Below are 18,480 nucleotides of genomic sequence, written 5' to 3'. Positions count from 1 at the left end.
ACATGTCCAGTCGCCTTGATACCGTACGCCCGGAAACAGCCCAGGCCGGAACCTCCAGGTTCCGGCCTGCCATCCACTTCACGGCAAGGGATACCTGGCTGAACGATCCCAATGGCCTGGTTTTCTACGACGGCCTCTACCATTTGTTCTTCCAGAACAACCCGTACGGCAGCGTCTGGGGCAACATGTCCTGGGGCCACGCCACCTCCCGTGATTTGCTGCACTGGACGGAACACCCTGTTGCCATTGCCTGCGACGAGACAGAGGACATCTTCTCGGGGAGTGTCGTAGTCGACCACGGCAACACGTCCGGTTTCGGCACGGCGGACGCACCTGCCCTCGTGGCCATTTACACCAGTGCCTATAAGGCCGCGTCCGAACACAGCGGCACGCAGGCGCAGTCTCTGGCCTACAGCTCAGACGCCGGAATGACGTGGCGAAAATACGAAGGAAACCCCGTCCTCACCAGAGATTCCGCGAACTTCCGCGATCCCAAGGTCTTCCGATTTCACGGGGACCAGGGTGCCTGCTGGGTCATGGTCGCCGTCGAGGCGCAGCACCAAAAGGTGGTCTTCTACCGTTCGGACGACCTCAAGACCTGGGACTTCCTGAGCGACTTCGGGCCGGCCAACGCCGACGCCGGCGAATGGGAGTGCCCCGACCTCTTTCCCCTGGCGGTGGACGGGGACCCGGACAACGTCAAATGGGTCCTGATCGTCAACGTCAACCCCGGCGCGGTGGCGGGAGGTTCCGGAGGACAGTACTTCGTGGGGCAGTTCGACGGCGTCCGGTTCATCCCGGACGAAGGTTCAGTTGCAGCGTCGGCGGGGGTCAGCGCCCTGGGTGACTCCGTCGCGGCCGCTGCAGCCTTGCAGCAATGCCTGTGGCTGGACTGGGGACGGGACTGCTACGCCTCTGTATCCTTCAGCAATGTCCCGGATGGGCGGCGCATCATCATCGGCTGGATGAACAACTGGGACTACGCCAACGAGCTGCCCACCGCCCCCTGGCGGTCCTCGATGACGCTCGCCCGCGAAGTGCACCTCACAGCAATCAACGGCTCCGCCCGCCTGATCCAGCAACCGGTCCTGGCCGACCTTTGCGCAGGAGGACAGCTGCCCACGGCCCAGGACCAAATGAACGCAGACACCTTTGAGCTGCGAAATTCAGCCCACCAATTGCCGGATGCCGTACCCGGTAGCGCCCAAATCATCGAGGCGGAGATACTGCCCGGAAGCACCGAACGTGTTGATTTCCGACTCTTCAGAAGCAGTGACGGGAGCAAGGGCACCATTCTTAGCTACAACACAACCAGCGCCCAACTCATCCTTGACCGCAGACAATCAGGAAACACCGGCTTCCACGGGAAATTCGCTTCGGTCGAGTCAGCACCAGTTGACCTTGAAAACGGTGTGCTCAAATTACTCATCGTCGTGGACCACTGCTCGGTCGAAGTTTTCGCCCAGGGTGGCAAGGTCGTCCTGACTGATCTCATCTTCCCCGAAACCGAAAACCCGGAGAACTGGCTATCGGCTGAGGGAGGCTCAGCGACAATACTGAAGCTCGCGGTCTCAACACTCACCTAACCGCCAAGGGCTGCGAAACCGGAACACAAAGGGAAGAACCTATGTCAAGCAACAACTACTACGACGTGACCACGTGGCCCGTCGGCAACCCGTCCAAGGACGTCGGTGAAGTCATCAACAGCATCATCGCCGACATCAAGGACCGGCAGACCCAAACCGATGTGAACAACGGGGGAAAGCCAGGCGCGGTGATCTACATTCCGCCCGGGGACTACCACCTTCGTACGCAGGTGGTGATCGACGTCAGCTTCCTTCGAATCGAGGGGTCGGGGCACGGCTTTACGTCGTCGAGCATCCGGTTCAACGTTCCCGAGGACGAATGGCCCGACTTGCATGAGCTGTGGCCCGGGGGGAGCCGCATAATCGTCGACCTTCCCCTCGACGGAGACGGAGAGGAATCCAAGGGCGCCGCCTTCTACGTTGAGCGAAGCGGGAGCCCGCGGATCAGCTCGGTCGAGTTCTCCAACTTCTGCATCGACGGGTTGCACTTCACCTCGGATGGCTCGGGGATGCCTCCGGAGAACACTTACGTCAACGGCAAGACCGGTATCTATGTCGCGAACGCCAATGACTCATTCCGGGTGAACGGCATGGGCTTCGTCTACCTTGAGAACGCGATCACCATCTACAACGCGGACGCGCTTTCCATTCACGACAACTTCATCGCTGAATGCGGAAGCTGTATCGAGCTGCGCGGGTGGGGACAGGCATCAAAGATCACCGACAACCTGGTGGGAGCAGGCCCGAAGGGTTACTCGATCTACGCCGAGAACCACGGCGGCCTCCTGATCACCGCGAACAACGTGTTCCCCCGGGGTGCGAGCAGCGTCCATCTCAAAGGCGTCACGCGTTCAAGCGTCACCAACAACCGTTTGCATTCGTTCTACCCTGGGATGCTGATTCTCGCAGCCGATAGCTCGGAAAACCTCGTGGCCACGAATCACTTCCTGCGTGACCATGAGCCCTGGACGCCCTTCCTGGGAGTGGACAACGGACTGGACGACCTCAACGGACTTCTCTGTGTCAGCGGCAGCAACAACTCTGTCATCGGCAACCACTTCTCCGAGATCATCGACTCACAGAGCATCCGGCCGACAGGTGCGACGCCCGTCATCATCCGGCTGATGGCGGGGGTGGGCAACTTCGTCTCCAACAATCACGTCGTAGCGATGGACGTTCACGCCACGTCAAGTGACTCCTGCTTCGAGGCCCAGGTGGACGCCCTGTTGACGACTGAGACTTCGGACGGCCTCGCCGTGACGGCCGTCCTAGTCGATCCCGAATCAGCTCGGAATACGATCCTTGATTCCGGAAGTGACGACCAAGTTATCGCAGATAGGGCTGTCAACGCCTTTAGGGCCACACCCACGGTCGGTTTCCCGCCAACGACGGAGAAGTGAACGCCTAGGGGAGCGGCTGCCGTTCGCCCACGCTGACTGGAGCATCGAGCGTGACGTACGTCCGCCGTCGCCGTTCCAGCCTTTCCTGCTGGCCGGGGGAGGGGATCCGCGCGCCTTTCGCCCGGTTGCACCGGCTGCACGCCGCGACAAAGTTCAGCAGGGTGGTGGACCCGCCCTTGGACCACGGATAGAAATGGTCGCCGTGCTCAGCGGGCCGGGAACAACGACGGCGGAAGCCCGCCTCCATCTCGCACTCGCCGCCGGCCCGTGCCATGCCTTCGCGGCGCTGCTGCCGGCTGAAGCGCCGGACCGGGTCACGGCGCCGGACGTCCCGGGCGCGGAAGACCACGGCCACGATGATCAGGGCGACGATGAAAGCGCCGGGAAGCGCGACGGCCGCTAGCACGCCGTCGAACATTTGACGGAGCATGGCGCTCGCCGTGGTGGCCCGCTGACCGATGTCGACGCTGGCTCTGTTGGGCAGCAGGGCCAGGACGACGGATGCGGACAGCCAGACTGTTGCCGCGGCGTAGGCCAACCGGAGTATTTGGCGCGTCCAGTAGATGCGCTTCAATTCAAGCATTGGTCTCCCCCAATAAGACTCCGGCACAGTGAAGCTGGCGGTGTCCCGCTCGCTGAAACAGATCGTACCTTCACTGGCGCTGCGCGGAGGTCCACTATAGAGACAGGCCGGAAGGCTGGCGCCGCCGGTCACCCACGGCCTGACCGATCAAGGGGACGCACATGGACAGCATCGGTTCCGTTTCCACGAACAGACGTGAGCTGCTGAAGGCGGCCGGGATTGGGGCGGCCGGTGTTGCCGCTATACCCCTTCTGTCCGCTTGCACCGGCAAATCGGCGCAGTCCGTGCCGTCGCCGTCGGCATCACTGCTTCCGGCCCCGCCGGGGCAGGTCGAACCGCTGCTGGACCGGCAGAAAGTCACCGATGCCCTGGCCAAGCTCGACGGACAGATCCGGGACGCCATGGAGCGCACCGGGCTGCCCGGTATGGCCGTAGCCGTGGTGTATCGGGACGAGGTGGTGTATTCCAAGGGCTTCGGCGTGCGGGAGGTCGGAAAGCCTGAGGGGATCGGTCCTGACACGGTCTTCCAGGTGGCTTCCGTGTCCAAGCCCCTGGCATCCACGGTGGCGGCAGGGGTGGTGGGGCGGCAGGTCATCAAGTGGACCGACCCCGTCATCGAACACAACAAGCGCTTCGCGCTCAAGGATGACTACGTCACACGGAATGCGAGCTTTGCTGATCTGATGTCGCACCGCAGTGGGCTGAGAACAGCGTCGGGCGATCTGCTGGAGGACCTTGGCTTCGACCGTGCATACATCCTCGGCCACCTCAACCAGGAGCCCCTTGATGCGTTCCGGTCCAGCTACAACTACAGCAATTTCGGCTACACGGAAGGCGGCCAGGCAGCAGCCGAGGCGATGAAAATGTCCTGGGAGGATCTGGCCAATGAAGTCCTGTTCCGGCCGCTGGGCATGTCCGCGAGCAGTTACCGCCACGCGGACTATGAGAAGGCGTCCGATAGGGCAACCATTCATGTGCCGCTCGGGAACAAGGAGTGGGCCGCGAAATACCGTCGCGACGCCGATTCCGAGGCCCCGGCCGGGGGTGCGAGTTCGTCGGTGCGGGACCTGGCCCAGTGGCTTCGGCTGCAGCTGGGCAACGGCAGTTACGGGGGCAAGCCCGTTATAGATTCGGCTGCCCTACAGACGACCCACGTTCCCCACGCAGTCTCCGGGCCGGCGTCGGCCCCCGCTGCCCGCTCCCGGTTTTATGGGCTGGGCTGGAACGTCTCCTACGACGACCAGGCCCGTGTCCAGCTGGGACACTCCGGGGCGTTCAATCTTGGCGCCGCCACTGCCGTCTCCATGCTTCCGGGTGAGCAACTGGCCATTGTGGCCCTGACCAACGGGCGCCCCCAGGGGATTCCTGAGGCGATCACCGCCGGCTTTCTGGACACAGCCCAGCACGGATCGCCCACGGTCGACTGGCTGGCATTCACCGCTGCCGTATTCAAACAAGTTGATGAGTCCGAGAAACCTGAGGTCGACTACACCAAGGTTCCGGCCGCCGCTTCTCCTGCGGCGAGAAACAGTGCCTACACGGGCACCTATGAGAACTCCTACTATGGCCCGCTTGTGGTTCTCGAGCAGGGCGGGAAACTGGCCATGAGAATGGGCCCGCCTGGCCGGCCAACGACTTTCCCGCTCACCCACTTTGACGGCAACACCTTTAGCTTCGAATCCATCGGAGAGAACGCCAACGGCCTGGCCGGTGCACTGTTTGCAGGCACAGGCGGCGGCTCCTCGCCACGCGTCACCCTGGACTTCTACGACAGAACCGGGCTTGGGACGTTCACCCGGGCGAAGTAGGACCACAGATCTGACACGCATAGGAATTTCTACTCGGAAGGAGTGGGAAAGGCCATGAATCAACGAACCAAAATATTCTTTGGTGTCATCGTCCTGGTGCTGGTTGTTGGCGGGGCGGCGCTTTTTTTCTTCGACACCACTAAAAGGAGCAGGGCCGCGGAGTACAACCCGCAGATCAACCCTGCCGATTTCTCCACCAACATAACCAACAAATACTTCGCCCTCCCTGTCGGCAAGAAGCTGACGTACGAGACCACCGAGCAAGGAAAGGTCACCGAGCGGATCGAAATTGAAATCCTGCCTGAGACCCTGGTGGTAGACGGCGTTGAGACAGTCGTCTATCTGGACAAGGAATACAAGAATGGGCAGCTGGTCGAGGAGACCAGGGATTACCTGGCGCAACACAAGAACGGTGACGTGTGGTACTTCGGCGAGGACGTGAATAACTACTGGAATGGGATGCTGCTGCACCACTCAGGCAGCTTTCTCCAGGGGAAAGATGGCGCTAAAGCCGGCATCTGGATGAAGTCCGAGCAGCGCGTTGGCGATTCCTATCGGCAGGAATTTTACGTGGGCCATGCGGAGGACATGCGGGACACCGTCGCCACCGGCCAGACCGTCGCCACGAAATCCCGCACTTACACCGACTGCGTCAAGGTCTACGACTGGACGCCGCTTGAGAAGAATGCGCGGGAGCACAAGTATTATTGCCCCGAGGTCGCCTCGCTGGTCCTCACCGAGGACCTGCAGACAGGCAGCCGGTCAGAACTCGTGAATGTGGTCCAGCCCTAGCCGTCCAACAGCACGTTCGGGCGCCGGCGGTGGAGACGTTGCGTTCGCCGCTGCGGCATCCCGGAGTGCCAGGGCCGCCTGGACCAGTGCCGAATGGCTCAGTGCCTGGGGATGGTTTCCGAGAAAGGCGCCGGTGGCAGGATCGATTTCCTCACTGAACAGGCCCAACGGACCGGCGATGGCCAGGAGAGCCTCAACCAACTCCGTGGCCTCCGCTGCCCGTCCTGTCATGGCGCATGCCTGGGCAAGCCAGAACGAGCAGGGCAGGAACGCCCCTTCCGTCCCGGGCAGCCCGTCCTGTCCCGGCGGGTAGCGGTAGAGGAAGGGGAAGCCTGCCGACAGTTCGGTCCTGACGGCGTCCACTGTTCCCCGAAGACGCGCTGAGTCCGGTTCCTCGAAGCCGGTCACAGGCAGGATCAGCAGGGCCGAGTCCAGGTCACCGGAGCCGTAGGTGCGGGTGTACGTGTTCCTGGACGGGTCGAACCCCTTCTCCCTGATCTCGGCAGCGATGTCATTTCTCGCCGTTTCCCACCGGCGCTTCAGCCTTGCGCTGACGCGGTGGGTCCGGGCGATGCGCAGGGCGCGGTCCAGGGCGAGCCAGCCCATCACCTTGGAGTGCACGTGGTGTGCCGCATCGGCGCGGACCTCCCAGATGCCGGCGTCCGGCCCCGGCCAGCGCCGTGCCACCAGGTCCGCAAAGCCGCGCATTGCCCGCCACGCCTCGGAGTTCAGCCGGTGCCCCTGCCGGACGAGGTTCCATGCGGCGTCGAGGACCCAGCCGTAGCCGTCGAGCTGGTGCTGGTGCGAGGCCCCGTTGCCCACCCTCACCGGAGTGCTGCCAAGGTAGCCGGGCCAGTTCCGCAGCGTGCGCTCGCGGGGCACACGCCCTCCGGTCAGCGTCAGCAGGGCCGGCAGCCGCGGCCGCTCCAGTCGGCTGGCGTGCAGCAGCCAGTTCAGGAAGTTCAGGGCCTCGTCGTCTTTGCCCGCGCCGAGGAAGGCGCCGATGCCGATGCTGGCGTCCCGGGGCCAGGCGTACCTGTAGTCCCAGTTGCGCACGCCGCCGGGATCCTCGGGCAGGGACGTGGTGGGTGCCGCGACCGGCGCGCCCGAGGGGGAGTAGGTGAGCAGCTTCAGCGTCAGCAGACTCCGCAGCACCGGTTCCCGGAACGGGATGTCCTGGCTGATGCCTGACGACCAGTCCCGCCAGCGTTTCTCGTCCGCTTCCACCAGGCCCCAAGCGGTTTCCGGATTCACACAGATCAGTGGCTCCGCGTACGCCAGGGCGAGCACCAGCACAACCGGGCGATCGGGGCTCACGGTGATTGCCGTCGTCGTACCCGGCTCCACCCTGATCCCTCCGCTGCAGCCCAGCGACATGGCGAGGGCGCCCCATTCGCAGACCAGGGGCTGCCCGGACCGGACGCGGGGGCGGAGGTGGTGCTCGCCGAGGCGGGGGTCAAGGTCGACGACGGCCTCCGCCGGGGCGCCGTCGGCCGTCAGCCGCCGGATCAGAAGGGTGGTGGGCAGCAGCCGGCCCGATACCTCCGCCACCATGGCCTCAGTCAGCGACAGCGTGCCTCCGTCTGTGGCCCACACCGTCTCGAGGGTGGCGGTGTGCGGCCGGTAGCGGCGGACGAGGGGCCGGGCGGGCAGCGCCGGGCCGGCCCGGAAGGCCCCTGCGTCGGGACCACCGAGCAGGGCACCGAAAACGGGTTCACCGTCGAAGGTGGGCGCGCAGAGCCAGTCGATACTCCCGTCGGCCGAGGCCAGGGCCGCCGTGCGCGTATCACGGAGCAGCCCGTATTCCGCCAGGGCAGGGGAGGAACGGGCTGTGTTGCCGCTCGCAGCGTTCATCGGTGTGCACCTTCCTTCTGGCTGGGGCGTCAATGGACCGTGAGGAGCAATCCCAGCATGGAGCCGTAGACCACGTGGGCTGCAACGGCGACGGCCGGCGTCTGGATCCCGTAGTTCAAACCCAGCAGGCCCGGCGGTTCCAGCACCGCCCGGCTCGACGGACCGGCCCTGGTGCTGGCCATTCTCGGATGGACGCCGGGCAGCAGCGGCAGGATGACGGTCAGCGCCACGGCAACGTGCAGGAGCCCCAGCAGTGCGCCGATCCACCACGTGGCCCTGCCCAGCAGTGCGAAGGCCGCCGCGTATCCGAGCGCGAATGCCTGCCCCGCGGCGAGGTGAATGAAGAAGCCGGCGACGCGTGCCCTGTCGGGGTCCGGGGTGACAAGGGTGCCGAGGACCAGGGGCAGATCGAGCCGGGTCCAGCCGGCCATCTGGGAGGCCGTCATCACCACGGTCAGGGCCGCGGTGGCGAGCAGACCGAACAGTGCCCAGCCTTGCCAGTCCATGTCATCCGCCTGCCTGCCGCTTCGGCGCGGATCCCGTTTGTGCTGCTTTCATGGCACACCTTCTAAAAGTAGGTTCTCTAATTTTAGAGTTGGAGTGCTCGGCAATCAAGGGACGACGACGTCGCTGGCTACTTTTTCGCCCGCGGCTTGGAGGCTTTCGGCTCCTTGGGCTCCTTGGGCGGCAGCCCGGCGACGTAGTGGTAGGCCTTCGTCACCCAGGCTTTTTCCCGGGCCTCATCGCCGTCGCCCTCGGCGTTCCAGACCTCCGGCAGTCCGGTGTAGCCGCCCATCGGGCGCTCCGCGGGCCCGAAGGGGACGGTGCGCTCCGACGCCTCCAGTTCTGTGCGGTCCGCCTCTGAGAGGCGCACGCCGATGGTGGGGCCGAAGAGGCCGGCGAACATGTTGCCGTTCACGAAGGCGCCGAGGTTTCCGAACATCGGCTTGACCACGACGTCCGGGTCCGTTGGCATGACAGAGCGGAAATGTTCCTTGTCCGCCTCTGACGGCTTGGGCATCTGCATGATTTTTCTTCCGGGACGGATGGGGCTCGACGGGCTGGCTATGCGTGAAGCATATTGCGTTTCAGCGCGATTGGTCAGGCCTGCCCTGAAACCCGTGTAGAGTAGTGATCGTTGTTGTGTTTGTATTTGGTAGTTCAGGCAGTACGCGCGGTCGAAAGTCCGCGTTCTTCTGAAGTAGCGGTTTTGAACACCCCACACCGGAGGACCCGAAAGTCGGGACTTTTCCTCCACCTTCACGAAGGACAAAAATAATGGCTACTGGTACCGTCAAATGGTTTAACGCTGAAAAGGGCTTCGGCTTCATTTCCCCCGATGACTCCTCACAGGACGTCTTCGCACACTACTCCGCGATCGCCTCCTCCGGCTTCCGCTCCCTCGAAGAGAACCAGAAGGTCTCCTTCGAAACCGAGCAGGGCCCCAAGGGTCCCCAGGCCGTAAACATCCAGGCTCTCTAAGACTTAGCTTTCAGCTAACTCTTCTGAGTCCGGAACCGGAAGGTTTCGAGCAGGGTCCGTCTTTGACGGGCCCTGCTCTTGTTAACCGGCCAACGCCATCGACTCAGCCGTGCGCGTGGTCAGGCATTGCCTCCGGCACCACAGGGTCCCACGGCGGTTCGGTGGCCATATCGACGCCGGTTCCGGTTTCGGCGCGCGGTTTTACTTCGACGGCGGATGGTGCCGTGCGGGCCTGGCGGGCGATGCCCGCCCGGACGCTTTCCACGATCTCATCGCCCAGCAGCGGCCCGGTGTAGTCGATGCTGAGCACACCGTCCCCGACGGTCGTGTCATAGTTACCCAGAGCGTCCGAGAGGATTCCTTCCAGGTCCACCGCCGCCGACAATGCGGTTGGACTCGTGGTGCGGATGCTGAAGCGCAGATCATGCACCAGGGTTTGAAGCACGTGGAAGTGCTCGGCTCCCAGTTTCTCCGCTCCCTCATCTTCGGCCTTCTTAGCCAACGCCCGGCCGTCGTCACGCGTGCCCGTTGAGGGCAGCGCGACGACCAGTTCGGGCATAAGTTGCTGCAGCAGGGCTGGTTCCAGGACACTCGGTGAGATGCCGGCCAGGACGGTTCCCCGGGCAGCCGCAGCGGCATCAAGGACTTTGCGGATCCCCGGAAGGTCAGCGGTCAGGCTGGAGCGGACCGCGATCACCACCCGGCGCCGGACCATGAGACCGTCGTAGCTGACAACAGGCCGGCCGTTGCCCAGATCCTGGCCCTCTTCCGCCTGCGCCAGAGCCGCTTCCGCAGTGCCGCTCGCGGGGCTTCCCCCGGAAGCTGCGGCGGACGCGGCAGCCGGGGCGGACGACGGCGTGACCGCGGCGCCGCCGGTGCAGCCGCCCAGGACGAGGGACAACAGCAGCGCGGGTGCGATTACGAGGACCCGATTCATGTCACGTGCCCGCCGGATAGGCGGCCTTGTACGTTGAGGCGTAGAACCCCTCTGACTTTGTTTCCAGGATGGGCGGGTCGGAGCGGATGGGGTCGTTGATGCGGAGGTCGCCCACGGAGAACTGGACCATCATGTCGTGGTCCTCGTGCACCAGGTTGTGGCAGTGGACCATGTAGCGGCCGCCCTCCTGCTTGCCGGTGTCGAACTGCATCAGGACTGTGATCGACTCATTCTCCCCGGCATAGAACACGTCCTTGGGTCCGTTCTCCCAGGCGAAGGGCTTTCCTCCGTTGGTGTTCCGGGCGATGATCTTGCCGTCGACGAGGTGGATGTGGACCGGGTGGAACCAGCCGCCGGAGTCGTTGATGATGGTCCACTGCTCCACCTGGTTCCGCTGCGGGTTGCCGAACAAGCGGGTGAAGTTGGACTTCTCCACGTCCGCCCAGGTCTCGCCGTTGATGGTCCATTCCCCGTGCTCCCGGCGGACCCGCAGGATCCGCTTGGCTACGGCCATGTCGGGGGTCAGTTTCATGGTGTCCAAGCCGCCGGTGGCCTTGGACGGCGGCTCGCCGACATCCAAGATCGAAGGAATGGAGCTGAGGCTCCGGGAACCGGCCGGGGACGGCGAATCGGCCACCACCAGGAATTTCATGACCTTGCCGGTGTTGGCGAAGTTTACGTTGTTCTTGTTGCTCAGGTTCCTCAGCTCAACAGTCTGTCCGGGCTTGTACTTGCGGAAATCGATCAGCACTTCGTACCGCTCCGCTGTGCCCTGCCGCCAGGACGACACGGCCTGGACCCTCGCAGTCATGCCGGCGTCCGTCCCCACGACGTAGAAAGGGTCCCCGGTGGACAGGGCGAACCGGTAGGAACGGGTGATGGATCCGACCAGGAACCGGAACCGGTAGATCCGCGGCTTTACCTTCATGGTGGGCCACGGCACCCCGTTGACAGTGATGATGTCGCCCCAGAGTCCGTCGTGGCCGTTGTCGTTGTAGCCAAGCGAGCCGTTGGCGTTCAGCATCACGTCCGAGACCAGGATCGGCACGTCAAACTCGCCCTGGGGCAGCTGCGCCTGTTCGTGCAGGTCCGACAGCGGGTAGAAGGCAGCGAGCCCCGAGTACACGCCCTGCGCTGTGAGCATGTGGTTGTGGTCGTGGTACCAGAGGGTCCGGGCCGCCTGCCAGTTCGGGTAGTGGTAGTTCTTCACCTTTCCCGGTGCGGTGCGGTCGTTGGCATAGCCGTCATACTGCGGCAGCGAGGCCGAGCCGTGCAGGTGCGTGACGGTATTGAACGGGTCCGAGTACAGCAGGCCCTTGGCCGGCAGCCGGTTGCTGATCCGCACCTCGGTCCGCGTGCCTTGGGGAACCCGGATCGTCGGGCCGGGGAACGTCCCGTTGTAGCCGGCGATCGTGGTGGACAATCCCCTGGCGATCTGCGCCTGTCCCAGCTTCTGGGACAGCGAGTACTTGGCGAAGGGCCGGCCGTCCGGGTCCCGCCCGGTCGAGTAGGGGATTAGCTCGGGTGGACGCCGAAACGTCGCCGCGTAGGGAATCGGCATGTTTTCCGGTGCGAGCAGGCTGGCCGTGGGGGGCGTCGTCGAATCATCGGAGCCGCTGGCCGGCACGCCCGCTAGTGCTGCGCCCACATTTGTTCCGGCCAGGGCAACAGCCCCGCCAAACATGCCGAACTTAAGGGCGTCCCTGCGTGTTGCCATGTCTTCCTCCGCCGTGGATGGTCGATACCGAGACCCAGCATTCCCAGCAGAAATGGTTGCCTTATGACAATCAGGGAACCAGCTTGGAAAAAGCCTGCGGGAGAACATGGGTGCTGAGCCCCCCGCCCGCACCCGTTCACTCGAGGAGAACCGGAAAGGTTCCTTCGAAACCGAGCAGGGCCCGTCGCCGACGGGCCCTGCTCTTGTTAACTCGGGTGTGCTGGTTTGGCGGGATCTCCCCTGCCTAGGAGTTGCGCACTACTTCGGGCAGTGGAGATCTGGATTGTAGGCGGCAAACATCCCATCGGGATTCTCTTTCCAAACCCACGCGTGCAGGGCAAAGGTGCCGGGGAACGGGCCGTTCTCAAACTTCAGGCCCGCAATTTCAGGCCTCTTCTTCGCCGTAGACAGGAACTCGATGGCAACCAGCTTGTACCGTCCCTGCTTGTCGGGCATGTACACCAGCACTTCTGGTTTGCGGGCATCGGTCTTGCCGTCAATCAGGGAATTTTTGGCGTAATGAAAGCCCATCGCGCCCACGCCCTTCTTCTCGACGCATGCGGTGACCTTCTTGTAGCCGTCCTCCTTTGCCTCAGCCAGTGAGCGGTACTCTTCAGTAACGTCCCTCAGCGTATTAACCAATTTGCGCTGCTGGGAAGTCAGCTTCCGGTCCTTGTCGTCATCATCCCCGCCGCCGTGGGCGGAGGCGATGCCGGGGGTGAATCCGGCCGCCAGGACTCCAGCGGCGAGCATGGACATGAGTCCCTTTTTGGTGCAATGCAACATTGTCTTCCAACCCTCTGAGACCGTTATCTTCCGGTAAGGGCGCGAAGGGGTGGGCCGCAGCCCGGCCCACCTTCGCCGCGAAGCCGGCGGGCCCACGGGCCCGGCCGGTGAATGAACGACCCGCTCGCGAGCCTGATATTCAGCAGATTGGAGCGGCGCTTAAAATTATGCGCCGCGCCCAAAATCCACACCAGACATAAATTAAAAGGTTGCTGGCCCGTGCCATGGCTGATTCTCGCTGAATCGAGCAACCGGGAAGCCATCCGGCCGCTGCCCGCTCGGGCCGGCGCCGGCTTCAGCGGGCTCGGTTTCGACAGGCTCTACCACCGGGGTTTCGACAGGCTCTACCACCGATCGGCTAGTGCAGCCCCATCGCGTTCCGCACCTCGTCCAGGATATGGTGCATGGCGCTCTCGGCCGCGGTGGCATCGCCGCCGGCCACCGCCGCGGCCACCTCCTCGTGGGCGTCGAGGGCTTCCGGTCGGGGCTTGAAGGGCATGAGCCCGTGCTGGGTCCGGCTGGTGAGCACCTCCGCCACCATCGCTTCGAGCGCCGTGAACATCTCGTTGCCGCAGCTCGTCAGGAGCAGTCGGTGGAAGGCGATGTCAGCCGCCAGGAAGGCCTGAAGCTCGCCGGCTTCGCCGTGGCGCCGCAAGTCCGCGGCCAAAGCGACCAGCTGGCTGCGTTCGGCGGCGCTGGCCCTCCGCGCGGCACCGGCTGCGGCAATGGGTTCGACGGCGATGCGGAGTTCCGTGAGGCTGCTGTACTGCTGGGCCCGGCGGTCGGACGCGAGACGCCACCGTACCAGCTTCGGGTCAAAGACGTTCCACAGCTCACGGCGCTGCACCACGATGCCCACCCGGCGCCGCGAATACACGAGGTTCATGGATTCCAGGACCTTCATCGTGTCCCGTGCAACGGTGCGGGACACTCCGTACTCCTGCTGCAGCCCCTCGAGGGTGAGGCGGCTTCCCGGGGGGAGCTCACCTGCGGCGATGGCGACGCCAATAGCGTCCAGCACGCGTTCGTGCATGGCGGGGGACCCTCCGTCGTTCGCGTCATCCGCGTGGTCTGCTGTCGCCGTCGACATGATCCTGCCTTCCCTTTGCGCCCAAGCGCTCTCACAGCGTACCGGAAGATGAAGCAAAAGGTATGACCTGTGACACGTAAAGATAGTATCTTTGGCGTCAATTGGTGATACCTTATCTCCAGCGCAGTTCGCATCGGGCTGCAGAATGAGCTTCTTCCACAAGCCAAAGACGTCTTCTTCGGAGGTAAACATGCAGTATCCAGCCACGCATCTGGTGGTCATGGGCGTTGCCGGTTCCGGCAAGTCCACCATCGCGGCCGCACTGTCCAGGCAGCTTGGCTGGGCATGCGCCGAAGCGGACGAGTTCCACCCGCAGTCCAACATCGACAAGATGAGCCAGGGCATTCCGCTGCAGGACGAGGACCGCTGGCCCTGGCTGCAGCAGATCCAGGACTGGATGACCGGGCAGGCCCGCGCCGGCCGCAGCACCGTGCTCACGTGCTCCGCCCTCAAGCGCAGCTACCGCCGGCTCCTGTCCGACGCGGAAGGCCGCGTCCTCTTTATCCACCTCGACGGCGAGGCCGCACTCATCAGCGAGCGGATGCAGGGACGGGAAGGCCACTTCATGCCGCCCACACTGCTGCCCAGCCAGCTCGCCACCCTGGAACCCCTGAGTCCGGAGGAACTGGCCGAGGGAAGCCTTCGCCTGGACATCTCCCGCTCCCCGGAGCAGCTCATCGAGGCCATCCTGGGCGCGCTCAAGCTGCCGTCGGACCGAGCGCGCTGCGCCCACTGAACTAACTCTTTTTCTCTCAACCCCAACATTTGCTTCAAAGGAGAACCATGGTCATCGAAGGATGGACTCAAACGCTGGGCGCAGGCCCCCTGCTGCTCATCGCGGCGGCCGCGATCGGGGTCCTGCTGTTCCTCATCATCAGGCTGCGCATGCACGCGCTGCTCGCACTGATTGTGGTTAGCCTCGTCACCGCCTTCGCCACGGGAATACCTGCCAACCAGGTGGTGCCCGTGCTGATCGACGGCTTCGGGACAACCCTTGGGACGGTGGCGCTGCTCGTGGGCCTGGGTGCGATGCTCGGCCGCATCGTGGAAACCAGCGGTGGCGCGAAGGTGCTGGCCGACTACCTGATCGGCATCTTCGGCGAAAAGCGTGCGCCGTTCGCCCTGGGCCTCGCCTCGCTGATCTTCGGCTTCCCGATCTTCTTCGACGCCGGCCTCGTGGTCATGCTCCCGGTGGTCTTCGCTGTGGCCCACCGCCTCGGCGGGGGTGTGCTGCGCTACGGCCTTCCCGCCGCCGGCGCGTTCTCCGTGATGCACATCTTCCTGCCGCCGCACCCGGGTCCCGTCTCGGCGTCGGCCTTCTTCGAGGCGAACGTCGGTTTGGTCACCATCGCCGGCCTCCTCACTGCCATCCCCACCTGGTACGTCACCGCCTACCTGTACGGCCTGTGGACCGGTAAGCGCATGGAGCTCCCGGTTCCGGAACTGCTCGGCCACGCCAGCGCCGAAGCCGAAGCACACCCGCCGCGCTTCCGTACAATCATCGGCCTGCTGCTCCTGCCGCTGGTGCTGATCTTCATCAACACGGGCCTCAATACCTTCGCCGCTTCGGGCGTGCTGCCGGAATCCGTCAGGAACGAACAGTGGTTCCAGCTGCTGCGCACCCTGGGTGAAACCCCTGTGGCGCTGCTGATCTCCGTCCTCGTGGCCATGTACGTCCTCGGTGCCCGCCGCGGAACCCACAACGGCGTCCTGGAAAAGCTGCTTGAATCCTCGCTGGGTCCGGTCTGTTCCGTCATCCTGATCACTGGCGCCGGCGGGATGTTCGGCGGAGTGCTGCGGGCGTCAGGCATCGGCGACGCCCTGGCCGACGTCCTGGGCAACCTTGGCATCCCGCTCATCCTGGCAGGCTTCCTGATTTCCTCGATCCTGCGCATTGCCCAGGGCTCCGCCACCGTTGCCCTGACCACCACTGCGGGCCTCATCGCCCCGGCCGTGGCGACGGCGGGACTGAACGGCATGCAGATCGCCGCCCTGGTCATCGCGGTGGCCGCCGGCTCCGTGGTGGTCTCCCACGTCAACGACTCCGGCTTCTGGCTGGTGGGCCGCTTCTTCGGCATGGACGTCAAGACCACGCTGAAGACCTGGACCGTCATGGAAACCCTGATCGGCACCATGGGCTTCGCCATCGCCGCCACCATCTTCGGCCTCGCCGGACTGGCGGGTTAGCGCTTCTGCACCTGAATTGACGACGACGGCGGGAGGCTGGCAGATCTGCCAGCCTCCCGCCGTCGTACTTGCTATCCGTTTCGGTGCAGCCCGGCCTCTTTCACGAGTTCGGCAAGCCATGGCCGGTGGCCCTGATGGAAAATCATTCCTTCGGGCAGCCCCTGGACCGCGGGTACGGATTTGGCAATGTCGATGGTGATCCGGCCGCCGGCCATCGGTGCGTTGGTGATGTGCAGGTCGCCGTAGGAATCCGGGAGGACGGGATCCATCCAAAAGCCGCCGCGGGAAACATGGGCGTCATACCGCATCAGCGTGGTCACGAGCTGGATCGGCGTGGTGGCTGCCCAGGCTTGCGGCGAACACGCCGTCGGGTAGGGGACGGGCTCGGCGAACTGGTCCCGGCTGAAACCGCAGAACAGCTCCGGCAGCCGGCCGTCGGAATATTCGGCGGCCTCCAGGAGCGCCGTGGAGATGCGTTGCGCTTCCGCCGTGAATCCGTAGCGCATCAGGCCTGCCGCGATGACGGCGTTGTCGTGGGGCCACACCGAGCCGTTGTGGTAGCTCGCCGGGTTGTAGGCGCCCATGTCGCTGGCCAGGGTCCGGACGCCCCAGCCGCTGAACATCTCCGGCGACATGAGGTGTTCGGCCACCTTCGGCGCCTTGTCCTCATCCACCAGGCCGACCCACAGGCAGTGGCCCATGTTGGAGGCACACGCGTCGACCTGCCGCTTCTTGCCGTCCAGGGCGATTGCGTAGTAGCCGCGGTCGGGGATCCAGAACTGCTCGTTGAACCGTTTCTTCAGTTGCGCCGCACGGTCGGCCAGTTCATCACCTAAAGGCGTGTCACCGGCGTCGTACGCTATCCAGGCGCGCGCCATGTAAGCGTCGTAGACGTAGGCCTGCACTTCGCACAGTGCGATAGGGGGCTCGGCCAGCCGGCCGTTGGCGAAGTTGATGCCGTCCCAGGAGTCCTTCCAGCCTTGATTGATAAGCCCCCGGGGGTTCAGGCGCTCGTATTCGACGAACCCGTCGCCGTCCCTGTCGCCATAGTCCCGGATCCAGTCCAGCGCACGGTCCGCGTGGGGCAGCAGCGCGGCGATGGTCTCCTTGGCGAAGCCCCAGCGGCTCACCGATCCAAGTACCGTCACGAACAGCGGGGTGGCATCGATGCTGCCGTAGTAGATGGACTTTCCGCCCAAGGAAAGCCCGCTGGAGACATCCAGCCTGACCTCATGCAGGATTTTTCCAGGTTCCTCCTCGCTCATCGGATCCACCACTTGGCCTTGGCGGTCCGCCAGGGTCTGCAGCGTGCCCAGGGCCAGGGAGGGATCCACGGGCATCGCCATCTCCGATGCCCACAGCGAGTCGCGGCCGAAAAGGGTCATGAACCACGGCGCACCCGCGGCCACCACAACCCGCTCCGGGTGGTTCGGATCCTCGATGCGGAGCGCGCCCAAATCGTCGTAGCTGCGCCGCAGGGTCCGTTCGATGGAGTGGTTGCCCATATGCAGCTTGGGAATTTTTGCCACCCACTCCTGCCTGCGGCGGTCTCGCGGGGACAGTTCCTCCCCGTCAGAATGGATGAACGACGGCGGGGGAGGACTTGCTGCCTCGGCGTTGGGCACCGCTGTGAGCACCGTACTCCATTGGCTGTGCGGCGCGAGGGACACCCGGTATGTCACGGCTTCCTCGGTGACGTCGGCCCCCGGGGCCTGGACCAGCAGTCCTTTCCGGACATCCTGCCACGCAGCCCGGATGGTCAAGGTATCACCGTCCACGTGCCGGGTTTCTTTCCAGCGCCCCTCGATCCGTGCCTCTTTAACCTCGAAAAGGTCCGCGAAATCCGCGTCGGCCCTCACGGAAAGGGTGCATTCGGCCGCATCCGGGGAGTAGTTGCGAAGGGTGACCTGCTCCTGGATGCCGGCGCCCACTTCGCGCAGCCGCTCCACGATCAGGGGACTGTCTGCATACCCGTCCGAGCGGGTGGCGCGGCCGGCAAACAGCGCGCGATACGGTTCCTTCGTCTCTGCGGCCAGCGGCTCCAGAGCCTGGCCGTTAACCGTCAGGCTCCAGCGGGACAGGATGCGAGTGTCCTGGAAGAAAACTCCGTGAGGATATTCGGGATGGATGTCCCCGTTCGGCAGCGAGATGCAGAACGATGTGCCTTCCACCAGGGTGATCGTCCCTGCCCCCACAGGTCCGGCAGCAGTGTCAGCGTTCCATCCAGCCATCACGGGCCCCTTCAAGAAACCAACGCC

At 64.4% G+C, this 18,480-nt stretch carries 16 protein-coding genes; 7 read left to right on the top strand and 9 right to left on the bottom strand.

Annotated features, from left to right (window positions below):
- The first annotated feature begins 2 nt into the window (after positions 1 to 2).
- Positions 3 to 1,586, top strand: coding sequence for a glycoside hydrolase family 32 protein (locus tag JYA52_RS12420; protein WP_205653497.1), 1,584 nt, complete (start codon positions 3 to 5; stop codon positions 1,584 to 1,586).
- Between the two features lie 41 nt (positions 1,587 to 1,627).
- Positions 1,628 to 2,986: a right-handed parallel beta-helix repeat-containing protein gene (locus JYA52_RS12415; RefSeq protein ID WP_205653496.1), complete on the top strand. Its 1,359-nt coding sequence runs from the start codon at positions 1,628 to 1,630 to the stop codon at positions 2,984 to 2,986.
- A 4-nt stretch (positions 2,987 to 2,990) separates the two neighbouring features.
- Here JYA52_RS12415 and JYA52_RS12410 read toward each other — a convergent pair whose 3' ends face one another.
- Positions 2,991 to 3,569, bottom strand: a complete 579-nt coding sequence (locus JYA52_RS12410; RefSeq protein ID WP_205653495.1) for an HNH endonuclease — start codon at positions 3,567 to 3,569, stop codon at positions 2,991 to 2,993.
- A 161-nt stretch (positions 3,570 to 3,730) separates the two neighbouring features.
- On the opposite strand from JYA52_RS12410, the gene JYA52_RS12405 reads away from it, so the two are divergent.
- Together JYA52_RS12405 and JYA52_RS12400 are read left to right on the top strand one after the other, a co-directional pair.
- Positions 3,731 to 5,377 (top strand): serine hydrolase, encoded by a 1,647-nt coding sequence (locus tag JYA52_RS12405; protein WP_205653494.1) that lies wholly within the window; start codon positions 3,731 to 3,733, stop codon positions 5,375 to 5,377.
- Between the two features lie 54 nt (positions 5,378 to 5,431).
- On the top strand, positions 5,432 to 6,169 hold the full coding sequence (locus JYA52_RS12400) for a hypothetical protein (RefSeq protein ID WP_205653493.1): 738 nt from the start codon (positions 5,432 to 5,434) through the stop codon (positions 6,167 to 6,169).
- On the opposite strand, the gene JYA52_RS12395 is transcribed toward JYA52_RS12400, so the two are convergent.
- The 3 genes from JYA52_RS12395 to JYA52_RS12385 form a co-directional block, all read right to left on the bottom strand.
- Positions 6,140 to 8,023 carry a glycoside hydrolase family 15 protein gene (locus JYA52_RS12395; RefSeq protein ID WP_205653492.1) on the bottom strand — a complete coding sequence of 628 codons (1,884 nt, stop codon included), beginning with the start codon at positions 8,021 to 8,023 and terminating at the stop codon, positions 6,140 to 6,142. The genes JYA52_RS12400 and JYA52_RS12395 overlap by 30 nt on opposite strands.
- A 29-nt stretch (positions 8,024 to 8,052) precedes the next feature.
- Complete coding sequence (locus tag JYA52_RS12390; RefSeq protein ID WP_205653491.1) at positions 8,053 to 8,529, bottom strand: hypothetical protein; 477 nt, start codon at positions 8,527 to 8,529, stop codon at positions 8,053 to 8,055.
- A 128-nt stretch (positions 8,530 to 8,657) separates the two neighbouring features.
- Positions 8,658 to 9,050, bottom strand: a complete 393-nt coding sequence (locus JYA52_RS12385) for a TfoX/Sxy family protein (RefSeq protein WP_205653490.1) — start codon at positions 9,048 to 9,050, stop codon at positions 8,658 to 8,660.
- Between the two features lie 251 nt (positions 9,051 to 9,301).
- On the opposite strand from JYA52_RS12385, the gene JYA52_RS12380 reads away from it, so the two are divergent.
- Positions 9,302 to 9,505: a cold-shock protein gene (locus JYA52_RS12380; RefSeq protein WP_024365339.1), complete on the top strand. Its 204-nt coding sequence runs from the start codon at positions 9,302 to 9,304 to the stop codon at positions 9,503 to 9,505.
- A 103-nt stretch (positions 9,506 to 9,608) separates the two neighbouring features.
- Here JYA52_RS12380 and JYA52_RS12375 read toward each other — a convergent pair whose 3' ends face one another.
- The 4 genes from JYA52_RS12375 to JYA52_RS12360 form a co-directional block, all read right to left on the bottom strand.
- On the bottom strand, positions 9,609 to 10,442 hold the full coding sequence (locus JYA52_RS12375) for a hypothetical protein (RefSeq protein WP_205653489.1): 834 nt from the start codon (positions 10,440 to 10,442) through the stop codon (positions 9,609 to 9,611).
- Between the two features lies 1 nt (position 10,443).
- Positions 10,444 to 12,159 carry a multicopper oxidase family protein gene (locus JYA52_RS12370; protein WP_205653488.1) on the bottom strand — a complete coding sequence of 572 codons (1,716 nt, stop codon included), beginning with the start codon at positions 12,157 to 12,159 and terminating at the stop codon, positions 10,444 to 10,446.
- 258 nt (positions 12,160 to 12,417) lie between these two features.
- Complete coding sequence (locus JYA52_RS12365) at positions 12,418 to 12,918, bottom strand: hypothetical protein (protein ID WP_240460276.1); 501 nt, start codon at positions 12,916 to 12,918, stop codon at positions 12,418 to 12,420.
- A 385-nt stretch (positions 12,919 to 13,303) separates the two neighbouring features.
- Positions 13,304 to 14,035, bottom strand: a complete 732-nt coding sequence (locus JYA52_RS12360; RefSeq protein ID WP_205653486.1) for a FadR/GntR family transcriptional regulator — start codon at positions 14,033 to 14,035, stop codon at positions 13,304 to 13,306.
- Between the two features lie 190 nt (positions 14,036 to 14,225).
- Here JYA52_RS12360 and JYA52_RS12355 point away from each other — a divergent pair, with 190 nt between their 5' ends.
- A complete protein-coding gene (locus tag JYA52_RS12355) occupies positions 14,226 to 14,771 on the top strand; it encodes a gluconokinase (RefSeq protein ID WP_205653485.1) in 546 nt (181 codons plus the stop codon).
- Between the two features lie 47 nt (positions 14,772 to 14,818).
- Positions 14,819 to 16,222, top strand: coding sequence for a GntP family permease (locus JYA52_RS12350; protein WP_205653484.1), 1,404 nt, complete (start codon positions 14,819 to 14,821; stop codon positions 16,220 to 16,222).
- Positions 16,223 to 16,293: 71 nt separating this feature from the next.
- On the opposite strand, the gene JYA52_RS12345 is transcribed toward JYA52_RS12350, so the two are convergent.
- Positions 16,294 to 18,453: an amylo-alpha-1,6-glucosidase gene (locus JYA52_RS12345; RefSeq protein ID WP_205653483.1), complete on the bottom strand. Its 2,160-nt coding sequence runs from the start codon at positions 18,451 to 18,453 to the stop codon at positions 16,294 to 16,296.
- Positions 18,454 to 18,480 lie beyond the last annotated feature (27 nt).

This window comes from Arthrobacter pascens (assembly GCF_017052465.1).
Lineage (GTDB): Bacteria > Actinomycetota > Actinomycetes > Actinomycetales > Micrococcaceae > Arthrobacter > Arthrobacter pascens.
This window is presented reverse-complemented; position numbering and strand designations above follow the sequence as displayed.